Raw genomic sequence first — 22,742 nt, 5'->3', positions numbered from 1 at the left:
TAACCTTCTCCTGTTATCTATATTCATTTTCTCGATGGGATTCTATTTCTTCCAGCTTATCATCAAGATCGTCTGCTTCATTATCACGAACTTCTCTCCAGTATCTAAGCTTACTTGCTACAATTGACCGCATTACAAAAGCAGCTTCAATTTCACTTGAAATCCTGCCGTAATAATCATCTTTATATGCCCACCACTGGTCTACTTTTTTTACATAGAAATCTAAAAGATGCCCTGCAGTTCCAGCATTGCATGAAGACAGAGTACAACGCACATTTGTGTAATAATCGTCAACGTTTTCTCTGTAGAACTTTATATAGCCCAAATGTTCATCAAGCTTATCAAGAAGTTTTTCAAATTTCTTAACATTTGCATCAGCCTCATCAAAATCAGATGTATCAAGCCCCACTCGTCTCCACTTCCATATATGATATCCCACCATTCTCTCCTCTGTAACATCTTATTTTGTAATAGCATGTATGAACAGTTGCCAAAACAGCACTATTAGGCAACATTATTAGATAATGCAATTTTGATTCCCCTAATTATTCGACTACTCCCATACGCTTTTACATTACATACAATGTAACATTTATTTGAACCACAGTCAATTAATTTTGAAGTTAAATTAAAGTGTTTTCATATGACACATCTACGCTATGGGGGTACATTTGGAGGTATAAAAAAGTCGGACAGACAAAAAAGAAATTTCAACTTTTTTATCTGTCCACTCACTTATTCTAATTCAATTTCTTTTTACTTTTCCCCGAACCCGAAGACTTCCCGCGTTTCGACTTTGACTTTGAAGAAGACGAAATACTCTTTATCGCCTCCTTAGAGACAATATCGCAGATTCGCTCTTCCTCTATCTTTTCGTACTTTTCTTCGATAGCCCGCTCCTGTTCCGCAAGTTCTTTTTCATACTTGAGCTTAAGCTCGTTCAAAAGCTTCCTCTCTTCTTCATTCTGTTTTTCCTTCAAAGCCTCAATCTTTTCTTTGCGCTCCTGTTCCTTCTTTATCTCTTCCTCTTCCTTTATCGCACGGATTTTCTTTTCCTGCTCGGAATAAGGAACGTAGCTGAAAATCGCAAGGGTAACAGCGGCAAGTCTAAGTTTCAAAGAATAATCTCTTCCGTCAACTTCTTTTCTGACAGCAGCAAGCTTGCCTTCGTTAAGCATTCCGCTTCCGCCGTAAGAAATATCATCACTGTTAAAGACCTCCGTATATCTTCCGTCAGCGGGAACACCGACCTCAATCTCTCTCTCGATTCCGGCCATATTGGCAACAACGATAAGCATCTCTTTTTCATCGGAACTCTTCCTTGCAAAAGAGACCATACATTCATCGGCCGCCATATTGTTGATCCATTCAAAGCCGTCGTTTGAGCTGTCCGCCTCGTGAAGCGCCGGCTTAGCCTTGTATATCTCATTCAGCTTACTGAGCATATTTTCAATATAAACCGCCTGGTCGATCGTAAGCGCATCAGGCTCCATGTAAATGTGCTTTCTGCCGGGATGCACCATCATATAACTGAGCGCAAGTCGCAAATTTGCAAGCTTCTGATAGGAATCTCCGGGCATCATATAATACAGCCCCTCAAGTCCTTTCTCAAGCTCCTCATGCGTAAATGCAAGAACAAATCGCTCAGTATAGCAATAGATCATGCTGAATGTCAGCTCATCGTGATGTCCCGCCCTAAACAGCGGATCGTTCCTCATATAGCTGAGGAAATCCCTTGTCCAGCCGTTGTTCCACTTATAATCAAAGCCAAGTCCGCCGTTCTCAACAGAATCGGTAACCTGAGGCCAGCACGCAGTCTCTTTTGTGATCAAAAGGACTCCCGGATTATTCTTATGCACATTCTCCGTCAGCTGCTTAAGAAACTCAAGCGCCTCCAGATTCTCGTTTCCGCCATAAATATTCGGCATCCACTCGCCGGGCTTTCTGTCATAATCAAGATAAAGAATCCTTGAGATATCCGACGTTCTGAGACCGTCCACATGATAGTTCTCAATCCAGAAAAGAGCATTCGAGATAAGGAAATTCGTAACTTCTTTCCTTCCGTAGTCAAAAATAAGATCTCCCGACTTAGGACGGATGCCCACTCTCGGATCCTCATATTCATATAAAGTTTTTCCGTCAAAATCACTAAGTCCAAACGATGCCTTAGGGAAGAATGTCGGAACCCAGTCAAGAATCACCCTGATACCTTCGTTGTGCATCGTATTTACAAAGTTCATAAAATCTTCCGCAGTTCCGTTCGACTCATCCAGCGCATAGAAATTAAGAATATGATAAAAATGCTCCGGCACATGCTTCATTACAGGCATAAGCTCAACCGTATCAAAGCCGTGATTTTTTACATATTCCAATATATCCGCCGTAATCTCTTTAAATCCGGTCTTGCCGTTATGCCTGTCCGCAAACGCCTCAATAGAGATCTCACAGATAGAAAGAGAACTCATATCCTTATCAAACTTTCTGCGCTGCGTCATCCACTTCTGGTCCGTCCACGCAATAGATCTCGGCTTATTAATTACAGAAATAATACCGTTTTCGCCCTTCGACTCAGTCGCATAAGGATCGGGTCTCTTAAACACAAGACCGCTTCTTGTCTTTATCTCGAACTGATAGCCGTCATTTTCTTTTGCTCCCGGGATAAATATCTCAAAAATACCGATAGGATCGAGCCTTCGCATCTGGCAAAGACGTCCGTCCCAATTATTGAAATCTCCGATAACACTCACCCTGGCTGCAGAAGGTGCCCAGACAGCAAACTGCGTTCCGTTCACACCTCCGCGCCTCATCGGATGAGCTCCGAGTTTTTCATAGATATGATAATGAATTCCGCTTCCAAACTTGATAAAATCTTCGCGCTCAAGAAGCGGTTCGAAAGAATAAGGATCTACAACGGTAGTCTCGCTACCGTCAACACCCTTAATAATAAATTTGTATTTTAACTTCTCAACATAAGGAACGATCGCAGCATAGAATCCCGCCTCATCGGCAAGTTCCATCTCATACGACTTCTTATGATTGTCGACATACACGCTTACAGATACAGCATCAGGAAAAAAAGCCTGAACAAGATAATTGGAACCCACCTTATGCGCTCCAAGTATTCTGTGAGGATTATCTCCGTCAGAGTAGATAATTTCCTCAATTTCCGGCCAATTCATCATCTTGTACAATTTACTGTTCACTGTGATGCCCTCCAAATCAAATACAATCTAAATACAATCTGAATATAACCTTTATTTAGTTAATTGTACCATTAATTGCATGATTTGCTCAGACAATTTTACATGATATCTGCATACATGCTTTGATTTTATATCAAAGCATGTATAAATAATCCGCTGAGAAGCTTTGGTTCAAACCATGTTGACTTGGGAGGCATGAGCCTTTCCGCGTCCGCAACATCAAACAGTTCAGCAATTGATGTCGGATACATCGAAAACGCAAGCTTCATATCCTTGTGGCACCTGTCCTCAAGCTCTTTAAGTCCTCTTATTCCGCCAACGAAATCAATTCTCTTATCCGTCCTCGGATCACCGATTCCAAGAATAGGAGAAAGGACCTCATTCTGCAAAAGAGATACATCAAGACCTTCAACCGCATCGCTCTTTTTTATATGCTCTTTTGCAACAAGCTTGTACCAGTTATCTTCAAGGAAAAGGCCAAACTCGCCCTTGCATGATGGCTTAACCGCGTCAGAAGCTTTTTCGATATCAAACATATCTTCAAGCTTACCAAGGAACTCACCGGCCGTAAGTCCGTTAAGATCTTTTACAACTCTGTTATAATCCATGATCATAAGCTCATTGTCAGGGAAAAGAACTGAGAGGAAATAATCATACTGCTGCTTTCCCTTTACCTTACCGGCGTTCTCTTCTCTCTTTTTAAGCCCAACTTTGACTGCAGAAGCACATCTGTGATGTCCGTCCGCAATATAGATACTGTCTATTGTTGCAAACACTCTGCAAATTGTCTCGGTTTCTTCAAGATCAGAAATGATCCACACTCTGTTTTTTACACCGTCATCAGATGTAAAATCATAAACAGGCTCATCAACCTCCTTGATCTTGTCTACAAGGTCGCTAAGCATCTTGTTATTTCTGTAGCACAAAAAGATAGGTCCCGTCTGTGCTTCACAGGTATAAACATGCTTTATCCTGTCTTCTTCTTTTTCAGCTCTGGTATTCTCGTGCTTCTTGATAACATTGTTCAGATAATCATCAATAGATGCACATGCAACAATACCTGTCTGTGTTCTGCCATTCATTGTCTGCTCATAAATGTAATAGCAGTTAGTTTCGTCCTGTTCAAAGACGCCGCTTTCAATCTGTCCCCAGAGCATATCATGTGCCTTCTGATACACTTCCGGAGCATACATATCGTAGTCCTCAGCGAACTGAGTTTCCGGTCTGTCTATAGCAAGAAATGAATCGGGATTCTTTTTTACCTCTTCATATGCTTCTTTCCTGCTAAAAACATCATAGGGAAGAGCCGAAACTCTTCCCACATTATCCTTTGTTGGTCTATACGCTTTAAAAGGTTTGATGTCTGCCATAATTATGCTTCCTTCTTTACAACTCTGACTCTGATAACACCGTCAATCTTTTCCATCTTCTTGATAAGTGTATCTGTTATCTTGTCTTCAAGGTCAATAAGAGTATAAGCAAAATCACCCTTTGACTTATTAGTCATATCTGAAATATTATAACCGGCCTCGCCGAGTACTGTTGTAAACTGGCTGATCATATTTGCTACATTCTTGTGGAAAATAGCAATTCTGGGCTTTGTTGCAATTCCCATATCACATCCGGGATAGTTAACAGAATTATTGATGTTACCGTTCTCAAGGTAATCCTTAAGCTCAAGTACAGCCTTAACCGCACAGTTATCCTCAGACTCCTCTGTAGATGCTCCAAGGTGAGGAATAACGATACATCCGTCGTGACCTGATGTTGTAGGGTTCGGGAAATCCGTTACATACTTGCGGATCTTACCTGAATTGATTCCTGCAAGAACATCAACTTCGTTGCAGAGGATATCTCTTGCAAGGTTGATAATGATAACTCCCTTCTTCATTTTAGCGATTGCTTCGGCATTGATCATTCCCTTTGTTGAATCAAGCGCAGGAACATGAACAGTGATGATGTCGCACTTTGAATAGATATCATCAACATTTGTTACGTGCTTAACGTCAGATGAAAGTCTCCAAGCAGCATCGATTGAAAGATAAGGATCGTATCCGTAAACATCCATACCAAGCTGTCTTGCAGCATTCGCAACTCTTACACCGATAGCTCCGAGTCCGATGATACCAAGCTTCTTACCAAAGATCTCAGTTCCTGCGAACTTCTTCTTTGACTTCTCTGTGAGCTTTGCAATGTCAGGATCGCCTGCATTGGCCTTAACCCACTCTGTTCCTCCGATGATGTCTCTTGATGCGATAAGCATTGCAGCAAGAACCATCTCCTTAACACCGTTAGCATTTGCACCGGGAGTGTTGAATACAACAATACCCTTCTCAGCACATCTGTCGAGAGGAATATTGTTTACACCTGCACCTGCTCTTGCGATAGCAAGAAGGTTATCTGAGAACTCCATCTCAAGCATGTTGGCACTTCTAACAAGAATGCCTTCTGCGTCATCAACATTATCTACTGTCTGGTACTCATCTGTGAAATTATTAAGACCGATCTTTGCAATCGGGTTCATGCATTTATATTTGTACATATCAGCTGTTCTCCTTTTCAAACTTAGCCATGAATTCTACGAGCTTCTGTACACCCTCGATAGGCATAGCGTTATAGATGCTGGCTCTCATTCCGCCAACAGTTCTGTGTCCCTTAAGGCTTACAAATCCGGCAGCTGTAGCTTCCTTGATGAACTTAGCGTTAAGCTCCTCGCTGTCTGTAACGAAAGGAACGTTCATAAGTGATCTGTCCTCAGGTCTTACTGTTCCCTTGAACATCTTGCTCTGATCGAGATAATCATAAAGAACCTTAGCCTTAGCTTCGTTTCTCTTCTTCATCTCCTCAAGACCGCCCTGTTCCTTGAGCCACTTGAATACGAGACCACACATGTAGATACTCCAGCAGTTAGGTGTGTTGTAAAGAGATCCGTTGTCAGCCTGAGTCTTCCACTTAAGCATTGTAGGTGTGTATGCGGGAACATCATCAGTAATGAGATCTTCTCTGATAATAGCGATAACAAGACCTGCAGGTCCAACGTTCTTCTGAACACCACCGTAGATAACGCCATACTTTGTTACATCAACAGGCTCTGAAAGGAAACATGATGATACGTCGGAAACAAGAATATGTCCCTTTGTGTTGGGAAGTGTCTTGAACTTTGTTCCGTAAATTGTATTATTCTCACAAATATAAACGTAGTCAGCATCCTCAGGAATATCAAGATCTGAGCAATCGGGAATGTATGAGAAAGTCTTATCGGCACTTGAAGCAACCTCAATAGCCTCTCCGTACTTCTGAGCCTCCTGATAAGCCTTCTTAGCCCACTGACCTGTTACAATATATGCAGCCTTGCCGTTCTTCATAAGGTTAAGAGGAACTGCTGCGAACTGCTGGCTTGCGCCTCCCTGTAAAAAGAGAACCTTATAATTGTCGGGGATGTTCATAAGATCCCTGATATCCTGCTCTGCAGTCTGAATAACTTCATCGAAAGTCTTTGATCTGTGGCTCATCTCGTTGATAGACATACCACATCCGTTGTAATCAAGCATCTCTGCTGCTGCTTTCTTAAGCACTTCCTCAGGAAGCACTGCCGGGCCGGCAGAAAAATTATAAACTCTAGACATTTCTTTTTGTCCTCCTATAGACGATTTAATAGTTTAACTTACTAAAATAACTCATAAATTTCATTCTATACTCAAATAAAAAAATGTCAAGAACGTCATTCCATAATGCGTGTTATTTTATTATTTTTAGTCGCATTATTAATACACACTTTTTTATTCATCCGTGAATCATTTTTCTGCAAGTGCATATATTAACTGCGTTTGAGCAAATATATTTTTATTATATCTCTCAAAAACGTCCTCTCAAAAAATTGAAATTTTTCTCAATTATTTTAAATTTTTTCTGCATATTTTTAAAAAAAATTCTCTCGACAACGTCCATAAACATCGTCGAGAGAATTTCATAAATACATTCTCATATAAAACTTATGAATAATTTATCGATCATCTGTAATAAACAATTACCGGTGTCTTATTTTTTACATTGTTCCACAACAGTTCCGCCATGTCCGGAGGACAGTTTATGCATCCGTGCGATCCGTTATGCAAATAGACATCGCCTCCGAATTCATGCTTCCAGTATGCGTCGTGAATTCCGATTCCCGCATTATTAAGTCTCATCCAATAATGAACAAGTGTCTCATAATCATCGCCTTTAAGTGTCTTCTCTCTCTGCTTATCGTAAGCATTATAGAATCCACTCGGAGTTCCGTGTCCCTTGGACATATCACCGGTAACAATATCTGTCTCGATACTTACCGCTCCGTTCACATAGTAATACAAATGCTGATTGGTAACATCCACTTCAATATATGTATCACCAAGATCTTTTTTGGCATCGATGCAATCGACCTTTTTCTCATTGGTAAGTTCCCTTACTTCTTCTCCGGTCTCATCGTTGTTTTCTTCTTTTTTATCGTCCTTCTTGTCATCTTTCTTTTCGTCAATCTTCGTATTGCCCGCTCCTGAAATAAATACCTTCTTCAGGTAATTATATTCAGCGACGTTATCAAAGATTTTCGGATTTCCGGCACGATTATTCTTGGGAACCATTATCTCAACATCCTCGCCGTTCTTGTAGCGTTCAAGAGCGTCTGCGGTATAACCGGCCTTAACCATCTTATAAAAGAAATCATAAATTCTCGCTTCGGAGATCAAAGGATCACCATTCTGAGTAACCGCGAATCCCTGAAGATTACGAACATCCGAAAGGCCCACTTCTGAGCTGCCCGCAATATAACGGCCGCGTCCCGGATTATCGTACTCATAATCTTCCGTGCCTTCCTTCATTTCCTCGTTCGTAAGCAAGAATTTACTTGCGGTTCCGTCTTTCAAAGGAATCTTTTTACTTCCATACACATAAGTAATATTGCAGTTAATGATCGGTTCAATCTTCGAATAAAGATCGATAACTTCCTGCTGCGTGGCATTAGGTTTGATAGGTCCGTAACAGTCCTTATACTCCTTTGCATTAAGATCTATATCTTCCGCAGCATTAAGCGCAGCGACATCTACAGCCTTAATAATATTGTCCTTATTCGGAACCGACAATAATTCGTTCTTAAGCTCGTACCCTTTATCGTTTTTAACAATGGACACATCCAGAGTATCCTGAGGTACAAATATTTCCCAATCCCCAACTATCTTTGCAAGTTTCTTCTCGTCACAGGTAATGTTGGGCTCAACCTGGCCGGCAAGTCCCTTAAAAATATATATTCCCCATGACAAAGCATTTTGATTCTTAATAAACTCTTTGAGCGCATCCGTATAATCTATATTAAAATCCATATCCTCAGCGCTTACAAAAAGTGTTGCACCGTTCTGATCCTTAATGGTTATTCCTTTATAATCAAATTTACTGCATAATTCGGAATTAACCTGTTCAACACTCTTTCCCGTGCAATACACCCCATTAACCCAGGTGCAGCAAGGGAAACCTTTGCTGTAAAAATATCCGATGATCAGATACAGCACAACCAATCCGGCAAAAGCCGGGGCTGCAATTCGCACGATTAGTTTAGTCTTATCTTTCATTCACTCTCTCGTATTCTTTAAGTGATCCGCCCGACTGACCGTCCGATCGCCCTGACAGAACACTAGTATGAGTAAGTCACCGAGCTTCTGTAATAAACAATAACCGGTGTCTGCTCTTTAACATTTTCATAGAGAAGACGAGCTATGTAAGGAGGGCAATTTATGCATCCGTGCGATCCTGATTCACGATATATCTCACCGCCAAACGATTCCTGCCACCAAGCATCATGAATGCCTACTCCAGTGTCGGTCAAACGCATCCAATATTCAACCGGACATTCATAGTCCTCTCCTACTAATACTTTGTTTCTTTGCTTATCATATACATGGAAAAGACCTGCAGGAGTACCGTGACCTCCAAGCATAGTACCGGATACTATCAAAGTATCTATATAGACTTCTCCATTCCTATAATAATACAGGTGTTGGTTCGCTATATCAAGTTCAATATATGTTCCACCAAGTGCTTTCTTGGCATTGAAGAAATCAACTTTCTTCGGATTCGTAAGATTTCTGGTCTCTTCCTGTTCAAACGATCCCGACATAAAAGCTTCCTTCAAGTGTTTATATTCGGCATTATGATCAAATACAAAAGTACTGCCGTTTCTGTCTTTCGGGCAAATTATATCGACATCTTCACCGTTCTGATACCTCCTAAGCATAGTCGGCACATCGCACAATTTCTGCTTCTGGTAAAAGAAATCGTAGAGTCTTGCCTCAGATATAAGCGGCTCATTGTCCGAAGTAACGGCAAAGCCTTCAAGGTCACGAACAGTGTCCGCCGAAATGCCAACTTCATTACTTCCGGAAATAAATCTTCCAAGCCCGGGATTCTCATAGTCATAAACATCTCCCGAGAGCTGATCATAAGTCAAAAGAAATCCATTAACAACTTCGCCCTTAAGCGGAATTGTATCATTTCCAAACTGATAAGTAATGCCGCAATTAAGGATTCGCTGTAACTTTCCGTAGAAATCAACAATTGTCTGCTGTTCTTCCGTAAGCGTAACGGGTTCATAGCAGTTTTCAAACTGTTCGGAAGAAAGATCCAGCTCACCTTGCATCTGCATAGCTGCATCGCCTACAACCTGAGCTATATTTTCCCTTATGGGAGTGCTCAAAAGAGTATTCTTAAGTTCATACCCGTTTTCTGTATTAACAATAGAGACATCCCTTGTTTCATCAGGAACAAATATATCCCATCCGGCGATTATATTATCAAGTTTTTCTTTATCATAACTGATACTGGGCTGTACAGAGCCTGTCAGTCCTTTAAAAACATATACTCCCCATGATAAAGCATTCTGCTCGGAAATAAACTTATTGAGTTCTTCGGTATAATCCACTGTAAACCCAAGGTCCTCAGCACTGATAAACAATGTTGAACCGTTTCTGTCAACAACATTTATTCCCGGATACTGAATTGTTTTACATAGTTCGGAATTCACCTCCGCTACGCTTTTTCCTGTGCATTTAATTCCGTTTACTTTAGCTGCACAAGGAAATCCTTTGCTGTAGTAGTACCCGATGATCAAATAGAGCACTAACAGCGCCGAAATAATCAGGAGCACAATGCGCCCGATTAATTTTGTCCGTACATTCATTTACTCTCTTTCCCCAAAACATAATTACTTCTCCCCTTCTATATCGCTTGCATCGAAAGCTTCACTAATTGAAGCGCCTGCAGGTACCATCGGAAATACCTTGTCATCCTCTTCAATAACACAGTCAAGGACGATCGGTACTTTTGAACTTAATGCCTTCTTAAGAGCAGGTTCAACTTCCTCCTTCTTGGTGATCCTGACAGCCTCACAACCAAGTGCTTTGGCTACCATACAATAGTCAACCTTATCCTCAAATACCGTCTGAGAATAATGCTTTTCATAAAACAGTGTCTGCCATTGTCTTACCATTCCCAGAACTTTGTTGTTTATTATGATCTCAACAATAGGAAGGCCGTAACCCGATGCAGTCGCAAGCTCCTGCATGTTCATCCTGAAGCATCCGTCTCCCGTAATATTTACGCAGACTTTATCAGGATTTCCTACTTTTGCACCAATACATGCTCCAAGTCCGTAACCCATAGTTCCAAGGCCACCTGATGTAAGGAACGTCCTTGGCTTTCTAAACTTATAATACTGGGCTGTCCACATCTGATGCTGTCCTACATCAGTTGAAACAATGGCATTACCCTCAGTAAGCTTATAAAGTGTCTCGATGATATACGGGCATGTGAGCTTATCCGTCTCATAGCTCAAAGGAAACTTTTCCTTGTATCCGTTTATCTTTTCCTTCCATTCGGTGTGATCCATCTGATCAAGCTTAGCGTTTATCTCAGAAAGAACCTCCTTCAGATCTCCGACTATGGAATAACTTGTTCTGATATTCTTATTGATCTCAGCAGCGTCGATATCTATCTGAAGAATCTTCGCTTTTGATGCAAAAGTCTTAGTGTTACCGGTTACTCTGTCAGAAAATCTTGCTCCTAAAGTAACCAGCAGGTCGCACTCACTTACGCCGTAATTGGAAGCTTTTGTGCCGTGCATACCGATCATGCCGGTATAAAGGGGATGTGTACCGTCGAAAGCCCCCTTGCCCATAAGTGTGTCGCAAACCGGACAATCAAATTTCTCGGCAAACTCCAATACCTCTTTGGAAGCGCCGGAGATAATAGCACCACCTCCCACATATATGAAAGGTCTTTTTGCTGCTTTTAACATTTTGATTGTTACATTAATGTTATCATCAGTATATGTCTTTATCGTCGATTTGTCAGCAACTTTTTTTATTTTTTTAAATTCACAGCTTTTTGCTGTTACATCTTTTGTAATATCTACAATAACAGGCCCCGGTCTTCCGGTGCTTGCAATCTTAAATGCTTTCCTCAAAGTATCAGCAAGTTCTTTTACGTCTTTTACGATAAAACCATGCTTTGTGATAGGCATAGTTATTCCCGCAATATCAGCTTCCTGGAAAGTATCTTTTCCCAAAAGAGGAAGATTTACGTTACACGTTATCGCTACCATAGGAACAGAATCCATATATGCCGTAGCAATACCTGTTACAAGATTCGTTGCTCCGGGGCCGCTTGTCGCAAAACATACGCCGACTTTACCCGTAGATCTTGCATATCCGTCTGCAGCATGGGCAGCTCCCTGCTCATGAGAAGTTCTGATATGAAGAAAATCATCACTCTGCTTGTAAAGTTCATCATAAATATTAAGAATACTTCCGCCGGGATAACCGAATATGGTATCAACTCCCTGCTCTTTAAGACACTCTAAAACTATCTGTGACCCGTTTAACTGCATTTTAAATGTACCATCCTATAAGATTTATTCGAATTATTTTGAAGTTCCGGGAATCTCAAGGATTGCTCCTCTGTTTCCGCTTGTAACAAGTTCTCTGTATCTTGCAAGATAACCTGTTGTGATCTTAGGCTCTCTAGGCTGCCATTTTTCTCTTCTCTTGGCAAGTTCTTCGTCAGAAACCTTAACATTAAGTGCATTGTTAGGAATATCGATGCTGATGATATCGCCTTCCTCAATAAGAGCGATCGGTCCGCCGACAGCAGCCTCAGGAGAAACATGTCCGATTGACGCTCCTCTGCTGGCTCCTGAGAATCTTCCATCCGTAATAAGAGCAACAGATGATCCGAGTCCTCTTCCGGCAATAGCTGATGTAGGATTGAGCATCTCTCTCATTCCGGGGCCGCCCTTAGGTCCTTCATATCTGATAACAACAACGTCACCTGCCACAATCTTACCTGTAAGAATTGCCTCGATAGCATCTTCCTCACAGTCGAATACTCTTGCAGGTCCTTCATGAACAAGCATCTCGGGAACAACAGCAGACTTCTTGACAACGCCTGTATCGGGAGCGATGTTACCCTTAAGAACGGCAATTCCGCCCGACTGCATGTATGGATTCTCAATAGGTCTGATAACTTCGGGATTGAGATTCTTTACACCCTCAAGGTTTTCTTTAATTGTCTTACCTGTAACCGTGATAAGATCTGTATTGATAAGGTTCTTTTTAACAAGCTCAGACATAACCGCAAGTACACCGCCTGCTTCGTTGAGGTCTTCCATATATGTGGGACCTGCAGGTGCAAGATGACAAAGGTTAGGTGTTCTGCTTGATACTTCATTAGCGATTTCCATATTAAGATCAACGCCTGCTTCATGCGCGATCGCAGGAAGGTGAAGCATTGTATTTGTTGAACATCCAAGAGCCATATCCATTGCCATGGCATTCATAAATGCCTCTTTTGTCATGATATCTCTTGGTCTGATATTCTTCTCGATAAGATTCATTACCGCGTAGCCGGCATGCTTGGCAAGTCTGATACGAGCCGAGTATACAGCGGGGATTGTTCCGTTTCCGGGAAGTCCCATACCGATTGCTTCTGTAAGACAGTTCATTGAATTTGCAGTATACATACCCGAACATGAACCGCAGGTAGGACAAGCCTTCTCTTCGTACTCACAAAGCTTCTCGTTTGTCATTTTTCCTGCAGAAACACTTCCTACAGCCTCAAACATTGAAGAAAGAGATGTTTTATGTCCATCAACTCTTCCTGCCATCATAGGGCCGCCTGATACAAATACTGTAGGGATATTAACCCTTGCAGCCGCCATAAGAAGACCGGGAACATTCTTGTCACAGTTTGGAATGCATACCATTCCGTCAAAAGCATGCGCTGTTGCAAGACACTCTGTGCTGTCCGCGATAAGGTCTCTTGTAACAAGAGAATACTTCATTCCGATGTGTCCCATTGCGATACCGTCACATACGGCAATAGCGGGAACAACAACAGGCATACCGCCCGCTTCTGCTACCGCAAGTTTTACAGCTTCCGTGATCTTATCAAGATTCATGTGTCCGGGAACTATTTCATTATAGGAACTAACGATTCCAATAAGAGGTCTTTTTCTCTCTTCTTCAGTAAATCCAAGAGCATTAAACAAACTTCTGTGAGGAGCCTGCTGAACGCCCTCCATAACTCTGTCACTGTTCATAGCCATAATCTTTTCTCCTTTTACTTGATATATAAAATAAATTTGTCATTCTCATATCTTACGTGCATTGAAGACAGGTAATCCCAATCAATCGTCCTGTATGTCTGATAAAACTTCCAAAGGTCGTCTCCGTTATAATTCGGATCAAACATATTCTTATCAAGCAGCACGCAATCGGCGCCTTCAACGTCTGTCTTGTCACAATCAATATCCCAGCCAAACTTTAGAAGATATTGCTGATCACAGTCTAACACTGCGATACTTTGTCTCTTTGTCACTTCAGCGACATAAAGCGTATTGAACACATTGTTTTCTCTTTCAGCTATCTGACAACTAAATCCGGGGTCAAAAAATCTGAAAATAAAAAGTATCACTATTACAATAACAGGTATATAAATTCCTATACCCGAATACCATTTATCGCCTTTTTCAACCGTCTCTATCTCTTCATGAGATTTTATTCCCTCATCACCTCTTGCGATGAATTTTCTGCGGTTATACAGTCTTATGCCCACATTTATTAGTCTTTCAAGCGCCGTGCAGACGCACAAGACAATAACAAATGCAACATAACCAAAAATGCGAAGATATGGCAATGTACGAAGTGAAAATAAAACAATGCCAAGAAACATCAGGTTTACGATAACAACAAGATTGATCACAGTCCTGCTGTATTCAAAATGTTTAAAGCATTCATAAAACAAGCATCCCAGGCTTATCAGCAGGAATAAAAGTGTCATGATGCTAAACTTCGGCACCAAAGAATTTAAAAGGCTCATAAACCATGACCATAACCCTTTCCCAAAAGCCGCCGAAGAAAGCCTTTGGATATAAGAATGAGACATCATATACCTCATTCCGGTCATGACTGATTTAAGAGGCGCTTTAATAATAACACTAAAATGAGATAATTCAAAAAATACAGAATCTTCTGAACTCACAAGTATGTTAGATCCGATCGCGAACCAAATTATCATATATAACAATATGACAATCGTCATAGAAACTACCGCTGTATCAAGCAGCTTACGAAGTTTCCCGTAATAGATATTTTCGGAGATTGAACTGTATACGTCCTTACTTCTCATCGCATTGATGAAAAGAAATATAGCGCCCGAAGCCCATACCGGCACAACCCAGTATATGCTGCTCGGAACAATATACATTCCAAGAACCAGCGTTCCTCCGAACAAATAGTAATACGACTTCTTATCGGCTCCCAGCCTGCAAATATAACCTATGTAATATATCGAAAGAAGAAAACATGTCGTAGCAAGTGTATATCCTCTTCCGAGCACGCTGTAATCATTCACTATCTGCATCGATGCATAGAGCACGACAGCTCCGAACGGAATAGCATGGGAATAATACTTCCTGCAGATCCTGTATACAAGGATCAGATTTACAATGGCTGCAACATATGACACACCCCTTAAAGCTATGTAAGAATTGCCGCAGCGATACAGCATCGCTGAAAGGATCGAATATCCCACATGATTGTTCGGAAGAGGCCAATGTATAGCTGAATACAAAGGGCCTCTCGAAACAAAATTATAATATGTGTAAAGCTCATCGTAATTCGGAGTTATCGCAAACATTCTCCACAGATAATAAGAAGCCATCGCGATCACAAAAAGAGTAACCGCCATTCCCTCTGGACTTTGCGGAAGAAGTTCATTTATTTTCTTTTCAGTTTTAGCAATTACCGATCCGTTCAACCAATAAGTCTCCCATCATGCGACAACCGACAAGTTTAAAGTTATCTTCCTGACCCTTAGGCAAAAGATCTGTTGTCCTGTAACCGTCTTCCAAAACCTTGCGAACGGCATTTTCTATAGCATCCGCTTCCTTATCAAGGTTAAAGGAATATCTGAGCATCATTGCCGCAGAAAGTACAGTGGCAATGGGATTTGCAATATCTTTTCCCGCAATGTCGGGAGCGCTTCCGTGACTGGGTTCATACAGTCCGAAGCTTGTATCGTTAAGTGAAGCACTCGGAAGCATTCCGATAGATCCTGTGATCATACTTGCTTCATCGGAAAGAATATCACCGAACATGTTCTCTGTAAGAACAACGTCAAACTGTGTAGGCTCTTTTACAAGCTGCATGGCACAGTTATCAACGAGCATGTGCTCAAGTGTCACATCGGGATAGTCTTTCTTTACCTCTTCAACAACTTTTCTCCAAAGTCTTGAAGAATCAAGAACGTTGGCCTTATCTACGCTAATAACGCTCTTTCTGCGCTTTCTTGCAACATCAAAAGCACGGATTGCAATTCTTCTGATCTCACTCTCTCTGTAAACAAGAGTATCTGTAGCTACAAGCTCTCCCTCTTCTTCCTTGGTAAATCTGTCACCAAAGTAAAGGCCGCCTGTAAGCTCTCTCATAATGAGCATGTCAAAACCTTTATCCGCAACAGCCTCTTTCAAAGGACATGCATCCTTGAGCTGAGGATACAGATATGCAGGTCTCAAATTTGCAAAAAGATTAAGAGCCTTTCTGAGTTTCAAAAGACCTGCCTCAGGTCTGAGTGAAGGCTCAAGTTTATACCAAGGAGATGTTGATGTATTACCGCCGATTGATCCCATAAGCACGGCATCGGCAGCCTTTGCATCTTCAATAGCCTCATCTGTAAGAGGCACCCCGTGAACATCGATTGAACAACCGCCCATCAGAATATCCTTATATTCTATGGAATGTCCAAATTCTGAAGCAACTTTATCAAGAACTTTCTTTGCTTCGGTAACAATTTCAGGTCCTATTCCGTCACCCGGAATACATGTAATATTAAGCTTCATACCCGTATCTCTTTTCTATAATGTATTTTTTAAGTCATAACTTAATGTTTTTCATCTCATTATGCAATAAAGCCCGATTGAGTGCGCAAGCACCAATCAGGCTTAACAGAATCAAAATTTAATTACTTTTTCTTTGAATTCTTTGAATCCTTGGTGCTATCGTTTGAAGAAGCGATTGCGTCCTCGGGCTTCTCAACTTCAACAATTGCATCCTTAACCATGGGGATACGACAATTCTTATTGTTACCAAACTCTACAATAACCATATCGTCGTTGATGTCAATGATAGTTCCGATAAAACCACCTGTGGTTCTTACGCTGTCACCTACAGCCAATGCAGCCAATACCTGCGCTTTCTGCTTACGCTCTTTACTGTTGGGACGAACAAGCAGGAAATAGAACACTGCCATTACCACAGCATAAAAAAGTAATGTCGGTACAATTGCAGAACCTGCAGAAACAGGCTCTGTTGCTGCTTCAGTAAAATATAATAACATAACATCCTCCAAAAACTTATTCTTTAATTATATACCAAACAATAATACTAGAAAGAAACGGCAAATTCAAGTAGTCAAAATTCATCCGGACACATTACAAATTTAACCTTTTCTCCAATTTCGGGCAATATTGTATGACTCACTTTTTGCCACAGAATCAAACTCCATCATTCCTTCTAAGGTTTTCTTCTTGTAAGCCTGATAATTGTTGTTTCTTATTGCCTCTCTGATCTCTTTTACCAGATTGTTGTAAAAGTACAGATTATGAAGAACACAAAGTCTCATTCCAAGCATCTCTCCAGCCTTAAGAAGGTGTCTGATATAAGCCTTGGAATAGTTCTTGCACGCAGGACAGTTACATCCTTCTTCAATAGGAGTGTCATCAAGTTCATATCTGGCATTTAATATGTTGATGTGACCTCTCTTGGTATAAAGATGTCCGTGTCTTCCGTTTCTGCTGGGATAAACGCAGTCAAAGAAGTCCACTCCTCTGTCAACAGCTTCAAGGATATTTGCGGGAGTTCCCACGCCCATAAGATATGTAGGCTTGTCCTCGGGAAGGAAAGGCACAACATTCTCAAGAACATCGTACATCTCCTCGTGGCTCTCGCCAACAGCAAGACCGCCGACCGCATATCCGTCAAGATCCATCTCTCTGATTCTCTTGGCATGCTCTATCCTGATGTCGTTAAAAATAGCTCCCTGATTGATTCCAAAAAGCATCTGATGCGGGTTAACCGTATACTGAAGGCCATTCAGCCTGTCCATTTCTTTTTTGCATCGCTCAAGCCATCTCGTCGTTCTATCCACAGACATCTGAACGTATTCGTGCTCAGCCTTTGCAGAAGGACACTCATCAAAAGCCATAGCGATCGTCGATCCCAGATGAGACTGAATTCTCATACTCTCCTCAGGTCCCATGAACAGCTTGTGTCCGTCGATATGCGAATGGAAGTATACTCCCTCTTCTTTTATCTTTCTCGTCTTAGCAAGAGAAAAGACCTGGAATCCGCCTGAATCTGTAAGAATAGGCTTGTTACATGACATAAACTTATGAAGTCCGCCCATTCTGTATATCAGATCATCTCCCGGTCTTAAGTGCAAATGATACGTGTTCGAAAGAACAACCTGAGTGTCGATTTCCTCAAGGTCTCTTGTGGATACACCTCCCTTTATTGCCGCAACGGTTGCAACATTCATAAATACGGGAGTCTGTACCTCACCGTGCACAGTGGAAAAAGTAGCACTCTTGGCGTTTCCGTCCTTATTTACAATTTTGTACATATAAATCCTCTAATTAACATAAGTATTCCAGAATTCTTCCAGACAGATACCATTTTCATGTATAACAGTCGCCGCGTCAACCCCTACATATCTAAAATGCCAGGGTTCGAATTCAATACTTGTAATATTCTCTTTTCCGGCAGGGTATCTTAAGATGAATCCGTACTTGTAACTGTTGTCTGCAAGCCACTTTCCAGCACGCGTATTGCCAAAGCCTTCATCAAGACTTGAATACCCTTCCGTGATAATGTCAATCGCAAGGCCTATCTGGTGCTCCGAAGATCCGGGAACAGTAACCGCCTGAGAAGCAAGATTATATGCTTCCATATAATTCATTCCGCCTTCCATGTACCTGCTGACCTTGTTGTTAAAAAGCATCGTCTGCCTGTCTCTGTCTCTGTAAGGAGAACAAATGATAAGTGCCACCCCGTCTTTATTTGCAGCTCTCATCATCTCAAGGAGCGGTGCAATAATTCGCTCATCGCATCTCATTGTTCCGCTGATTGTTCCAAGCGGAAAATCATAATCATCGGGAATCGGATGTTGCTTATTTACAAGCATTATCTTCCAATCGCTGCTGTCAAAGTTCGTAACCCCAAGATATGACAGATTAACACCGTCATCCGTATTTTCAGGCACTGCCGTGCCATCGTCCGTCGCTTCAAGAATCTGTGAAAGAGAAGCCTGCTTCTCGGGATCTAGGTGCTCAGCCTCCGCAACATCGGGATTCTCACTCTCCATAGCTTCTTTGATAAGCTCGGAATCAACATCCTGGCTTACCGCAAGCTCGGCATCGGACTCCGCAACTTCCTCACTTGAAAGCACTTCTTCCGTATCGGAAGAATACCCGTCTATACTCACATCCGAAGCGAAACTGATATTGAGTGACATCGCGGGATACGAAAAACTGCTGCTAAATACAAAAAACAGCAATCCGCACGCAAGACAAATATACCTCTTACTGCTTCTGTAGAAGTAAAAAAGAATATCGTAAAGTGCTATTGCCGTAAAAGCGTAAGCAATGCCCAAAAAGGTCAGTGCTTTGTGTTTTCTGTTAAAACTTTTCACCTTGGAAAAAATTTTATTTTTATAGGCAAGCTTCATCTGCAAGCTACTAGCGTTCATATCGGAAATCCCCTCTCATTTCGGATACTTGGCTTGTAATATGACAACGCATATAATATGATATGTTATGCGAATTGCTCCACGTTATACGCCATTTTTGTTATAACGTCTATATAATTATATAACAATTTAGCGTTTATTACATCATTTTTTATAGCAAATTACGCGCTGCAATGCGCTATATATAGTATATTCCAAAAATTCTCACACAATATGAAAGGATACCTATGTCAGGTTCAACACTCGGAAAAAACATAACAATATCAACCTGGGGAGAATCCCACGGCGAAGCACTCGGAGTCGTTGTTGACGGCTTCCCCGCAGGGCTTGATCTTTCAAAAGAAGATATTCAGAAGTTTCTCGACAGAAGAAAGCCCGGAACTTCATCTGCCACAACTTCAAGAAAAGAGGACGACGAAGTCCACATTCTTTCCGGAATATTTGAGGGAAAGACAACCGGAACTCCCATATCGATGATGGTAAAAAACACTTCTCAGAGATCCGCGGATTACAGCGAGATTGCAAGCTACTACCGCCCCGGACACGCAGACTATTGTTTTGATGAAAAATACGGTTTCAGAGACTACAGAGGAGGCGGTCGCTCATCCGGAAGAGAAACTATCGGAAGAGTCGCTGCAGGCGCTCTCTGTCAGAAAATGCTTGGCGAAATGGGAATCGATGTCTTTGCTTATACACGTTCTATCGGAGACGTAGAGATAAACGAAAGTAACTTTGACAGAAACACAATATACACAACTCCCACTTCTATGCCCGATGCGGACGCTGACAAAAAGGCAATGGATCTTATCATGAAATGTCGCGAAAACATGGATTCAATAGGCGGTGTTATTGAGTGTCGTATAAAAGGTGTTCCCGCAGGAATCGGTGAGCCCGTATTTGATAAACTGGATGCCCTCCTTGCAAGAGCCGTTATGAGTATCGGCGCAGTTAAAGCCGTTGAGATCGGATGCGGAACAAAAGCAGCACGACTCTACGGTTCAGAAAACAACGATGAATTCGTAATCGAAAATAATGAGATTAACAAAAAAACAAACAATTCAGGTGGAATACTCGGAGGAATGTCAGACGGAAGCGAAATTATACTCAGAGCTTACGTAAAACCTACTCCCAGCATTGCCCGTTCCCAGAACACGGTCAACAAATCCGGTGAAAACATCGAAATAAACATAAAAGGCCGTCACGACCCTGTTGTAGTTCCAAGAGCCGTCGTAGTAGTCGAAAGCATGTGTGCTTTCACTCTCCTCGATCTCCTTATCTCCAACATGTCCGCAAAGGCCCAAAACATAATCAATTTCTATAAGTAGTTAAAAACTGCCATATGCGTTCAGCATATGGCAGTTAGTTTCTTATCCCTCTAATTTGTGGAATACGATGCAGTTAGGTCTCTTTACGGGTTCTTCGGGTCCGTTCATAACAAGAGTTCCTGCCTCGGGATCCACTTTAAAGAATGTCATTGAATCCGACTCATGATTGAGTGATACAAGATGCTTATTGTCAGGGAACAACGCAGCATCCTTAGGATATTCACCCGCGATAGGAAGCTGGATCTTCTTTGTAAGAAGTCCCGTCTCTTTATCAACCTTGTAGATAATTACGTTATTCTCTCCCGCTGTTGAGCTTACAAGATAGTTGTAATCCTCAGAGAATGTAAGCGCACTGCTTGCAACACCGATAGAATCGGCTTCATCTGAATTTGATACAGTCTGAATCTTGTTAAACTCGGGATCTCCGTTGTTATCTACGTACTCATATACTTCTATGCCGCATTTCTGCTCAAGGCACACATAAAGAAATCTTCCGTCCTTAGAGAACTGCATATGTCTCGGTGATGACTCCTGATCGCAATGGATAACATCAACTTCTTTGATCTTGCCGGACTCTACATTGAGAGAATATACATTAACTCTATCCATTCCAAGATCAGCTGCAAGAAGATACTTATTATCCTTAGATACTTTAATACACTGAACGTGAGGCACGTGGTTTCTTCCGGCTGCCGTTCCAAGACCCTTGTGGTATCTCTCGTCGGTAATCTCACCGATACTTCCGTCTTTATTAAGCTTAAGGATTGTCACCTTGCCATCGTGATATCCGGCTGTCAAAAGGAAATTGTCTTCCTGATCCATATTAAGATAACATCCGCGCATTCCGTTGATAGAAGCCTCATTCAAAAACTCAAGGCCACCGTCGGGCAGAATATGATAAGCCTCAACGCCCGCATCCGTAATGGAATAAAGCGTCTTCTTATTGTGAGATATTCCAATATAAGATGAATTGGTTATCTCAACCTTCTGCTTCTCCTTAAATCTGCCGTTTTTCATATCAACGTCATAAATTTTAATTCCATATTTGGAACCAAGTCCGGAAGTGTAGCTAGATACATAAGCCACATACTTGTCTTTTCCAGCCATTTTACAACATGCCTCCTGAATGTTTATTGAAATATCTAAGAATTACCAATTCTTATACTTGCCGTTTACGCATACACCGGCAAATCCGTTTGCTGCCATAACAGCTTTGTCTGATTCTGAAATAACAGGTGTGGAATCTGTTGCAGAAACAACATCAAAGTACTTTGAACCCTCATTAACTGCAACGCCCTTTAATGAAAGTGTTGCCATCTGTCCGTTTCCGTTTGTAAGAGAGAATGATGCCATTGCAACATCCTTATCATTGTAAAGCATTGCAACGTTTCCGTTCTTCTTTACTGTTCCTGTTGCTTTCTTAGCAAGCTCAACCTGAACAGACTCAGAAACCTGAGCGGCATTTCCTACACGTACAAGAACCTCGTCATATGTGCCGTCTGACTGAACCTTTGCATCATCGATATAGAAATAGAAAGGTACGTCTTTAGCCTGTTCATCGGCGCCAACATGGAAAATAACATCCTGTGTTCCGCTCTTGAATGAGCACTCAAGGTACGTTCCTGCGCTTGTGTGAGGTCCGAGATGATATGTGTAGTTAAATTTGGACCTCATATGCATTGTGTGTTCGCTACCTGCGTTCATGTTAATTACAGTATCCCCAAAGTCAAAGTACATAGGGAGATCACTTTCCGCATGTGCATTAACCGACATGAGCGATCCCGCAACCAAAAATGTACTAAGCGCAGTAATAAGATTTTTTTTCATTCCAGTCATAAATTTTTCCTCCGTCTTATCTTAATCTTATTGTCTCTTCTCTTTTTGTTTT

The 22,742-nt window shown here is 41.5% G+C and carries 17 protein-coding genes; 1 reads left to right on the top strand and 16 read right to left on the bottom strand.

Translation table 11 applies throughout. The features are described from left to right. Positions 1–13 precede the first annotated feature (13 nt). The 14 genes from G628_RS0107450 to G628_RS18085 form a co-directional block, all read right to left on the bottom strand. Positions 14–442 (bottom strand): hypothetical protein, encoded by a 429-nt coding sequence (locus G628_RS0107450; protein ID WP_027208853.1) that lies wholly within the window; start codon positions 440–442, stop codon positions 14–16. Positions 443–740: 298 nt separating this feature from the next. Next, the gene (gene glgB, locus G628_RS16750; protein WP_051199079.1) at positions 741–3,203 is read right to left on the bottom strand and encodes a 1,4-alpha-glucan branching protein GlgB; all 2,463 of its coding nucleotides are present in this window, start codon (positions 3,201–3,203) and stop codon (positions 741–743) included. 128 nt (positions 3,204–3,331) lie between these two features. Beyond that, a complete protein-coding gene (locus tag G628_RS0107440) occupies positions 3,332–4,573 on the bottom strand; it encodes a DUF1015 domain-containing protein (RefSeq protein ID WP_027208852.1) in 1,242 nt (413 codons plus the stop codon). A gap of 2 nt (positions 4,574–4,575) precedes the next feature. Beyond that, entirely contained in the window at positions 4,576–5,745 is a 1,170-nt protein-coding gene (locus G628_RS0107435; RefSeq protein WP_026666849.1) for a phosphoglycerate dehydrogenase, read from the bottom strand. Position 5,746: 1 nt separating this feature from the next. Next, positions 5,747–6,829, bottom strand: coding sequence for a 3-phosphoserine/phosphohydroxythreonine transaminase (gene serC / locus G628_RS0107430; protein ID WP_026654716.1), 1,083 nt, complete (start codon positions 6,827–6,829; stop codon positions 5,747–5,749). 384 nt (positions 6,830–7,213) lie between these two features. After that, on the bottom strand, positions 7,214–8,803 hold the full coding sequence (locus G628_RS0107425; protein ID WP_026654715.1) for a L,D-transpeptidase: 1,590 nt from the start codon (positions 8,801–8,803) through the stop codon (positions 7,214–7,216). 62 nt (positions 8,804–8,865) lie between these two features. After that, a complete protein-coding gene (locus G628_RS18090; protein WP_026654714.1) occupies positions 8,866–10,407 on the bottom strand; it encodes a L,D-transpeptidase in 1,542 nt (513 codons plus the stop codon). 24 nt (positions 10,408–10,431) lie between these two features. Continuing rightward, positions 10,432–12,114 (bottom strand): biosynthetic-type acetolactate synthase large subunit, encoded by a 1,683-nt coding sequence (ilvB, locus tag G628_RS0107415; protein ID WP_027208851.1) that lies wholly within the window; start codon positions 12,112–12,114, stop codon positions 10,432–10,434. Positions 12,115–12,147: 33 nt separating this feature from the next. Next, the gene (gene ilvD, locus G628_RS0107410) at positions 12,148–13,824 is read right to left on the bottom strand and encodes a dihydroxy-acid dehydratase (RefSeq protein ID WP_026666851.1); all 1,677 of its coding nucleotides are present in this window, start codon (positions 13,822–13,824) and stop codon (positions 12,148–12,150) included. A gap of 20 nt (positions 13,825–13,844) precedes the next feature. Beyond that, entirely contained in the window at positions 13,845–15,542 is a 1,698-nt protein-coding gene (locus G628_RS0107405) for a glycosyltransferase family 39 protein (RefSeq protein ID WP_027208850.1), read from the bottom strand. Continuing rightward, positions 15,520–16,623 (bottom strand): 3-isopropylmalate dehydrogenase, encoded by a 1,104-nt coding sequence (gene leuB / locus G628_RS0107400; RefSeq protein ID WP_026654710.1) that lies wholly within the window; start codon positions 16,621–16,623, stop codon positions 15,520–15,522. The genes G628_RS0107405 and leuB overlap by 23 nt, the downstream gene beginning before the upstream one ends. A 122-nt stretch (positions 16,624–16,745) precedes the next feature. Then, positions 16,746–17,120, bottom strand: a complete 375-nt coding sequence (gene yajC / locus G628_RS0107395) for a preprotein translocase subunit YajC (RefSeq protein ID WP_026654709.1) — start codon at positions 17,118–17,120, stop codon at positions 16,746–16,748. Positions 17,121–17,222: 102 nt separating this feature from the next. Next, on the bottom strand, positions 17,223–18,404 hold the full coding sequence (gene tgt, locus G628_RS0107390) for a tRNA guanosine(34) transglycosylase Tgt (RefSeq protein ID WP_026666854.1): 1,182 nt from the start codon (positions 18,402–18,404) through the stop codon (positions 17,223–17,225). Positions 18,405–18,413: 9 nt separating this feature from the next. After that, positions 18,414–19,529 (bottom strand): M15 family metallopeptidase, encoded by a 1,116-nt coding sequence (locus G628_RS18085; RefSeq protein WP_051199078.1) that lies wholly within the window; start codon positions 19,527–19,529, stop codon positions 18,414–18,416. 227 nt (positions 19,530–19,756) lie between these two features. On the opposite strand from G628_RS18085, the gene aroC reads away from it, so the two are divergent. Next, entirely contained in the window at positions 19,757–20,854 is a 1,098-nt protein-coding gene (gene aroC, locus G628_RS0107380) for a chorismate synthase (RefSeq protein WP_026654706.1), read from the top strand. Positions 20,855–20,896: 42 nt separating this feature from the next. Here the strand turns inward: aroC and G628_RS0107375 are convergent, their stop codons facing one another. Together G628_RS0107375 and G628_RS0107370 are read right to left on the bottom strand one after the other, a co-directional pair. Beyond that, a complete protein-coding gene (locus tag G628_RS0107375) occupies positions 20,897–21,961 on the bottom strand; it encodes a lactonase family protein (RefSeq protein ID WP_026654705.1) in 1,065 nt (354 codons plus the stop codon). Between the two features lie 42 nt (positions 21,962–22,003). After that, positions 22,004–22,690 (bottom strand): hypothetical protein, encoded by a 687-nt coding sequence (locus tag G628_RS0107370; protein ID WP_026666855.1) that lies wholly within the window; start codon positions 22,688–22,690, stop codon positions 22,004–22,006. Positions 22,691–22,742 lie beyond the last annotated feature (52 nt).

The sequence above is a fragment of the Butyrivibrio hungatei NK4A153 genome (assembly GCF_000424465.1).
In the GTDB taxonomy this organism is placed as follows: Bacteria; Bacillota; Clostridia; order Lachnospirales; family Lachnospiraceae; genus Butyrivibrio; species Butyrivibrio hungatei_A.
Note: the sequence above shows the minus strand (reverse complement) of the source record. Positions and strands in the feature narration are given on the sequence as shown.